Origin of the sequence: Acidisphaera sp. S103 (assembly GCF_009765975.1) — a bacterium.
GTDB lineage: Bacteria > Pseudomonadota > Alphaproteobacteria > Acetobacterales > Acetobacteraceae > Rhodopila.
This window is the reverse complement of record NZ_LMUJ01000046.1, coordinates 1-746: the sequence shown is the minus strand read 5'-3', so window position 1 is coordinate 746 and position 746 is coordinate 1. Positions and strand designations below refer to the sequence as shown.

Genomic DNA, 746 nt, shown 5'->3' with positions numbered 1-746 from the left:
TGCCCCCGAGGTTCAGCGTGGAATCCGTCTCGCTGATGTGGCCCGCATTGGTCCAGTCTGTGTTCAGCGTGACCGTGGAGCCACCGGTCTCCGTCAGTGTGCCGGTGTTGGTGAATGTCGTGTTGTTTATGATAAAGCTGTCGCCGTCGGATACGGCGATGCTGCCGGCGTTGCTGAAGTTGCCGGAGACGGTGAACTGGCCACCGTTGACGCTCGCGTCGATGGTGCCATCGTTGACGATACCATCTCCAGGACTGTTGTCGCCATTCAGGCTGGCATAGGCCCCTACCTGCGAGAGCGTGAGGTTGCTTCCCAGCGTCAACTGGTTCCCGGTGGCGCTGGGGTCATTCACGGAAATCGAGGAGGTGCCACCATAACTGTTTTCGCCGAAGTAGATCGTTGCGTTGTTGAGCGTGGTCGTGTTGTCAATATAAAGCGCCGAATCATATCCAGTCAGATTGATCGTGCCCTGGCCGGTGCCGTTCGTCCCGGTCAGAGTGATGCCATCGCCAATATGCAGATCAGAGTAGATGGCGCTCAGATCGAGCGTGCCCTCATACGTCACGCCCTCCAGCGTGCCACCGTTGCTGTATACCAAGTTGCTGAATACCAACCCGCTGCCGGCATCGTGGATGACGCCGCCGACGACCGTGCCGCTCAGCGTCACGGTACCAAGCGCGCTGCCGGGGCCGACGTCCAGCGTCGCGCCGGTGTTGATCAGCGTGCCGGTGATGTCGATCTCGCCG

The 746-nt window shown here is 60.2% G+C and carries 1 protein-coding gene; it reads right to left on the bottom strand.

Annotated features, from left to right (window positions below; all coding sequences use genetic code 11):
- The coding region (locus GSQ89_RS12120) for a hypothetical protein (protein WP_216856129.1) at positions 1-746 on the bottom strand (746 nt) is incomplete at both ends.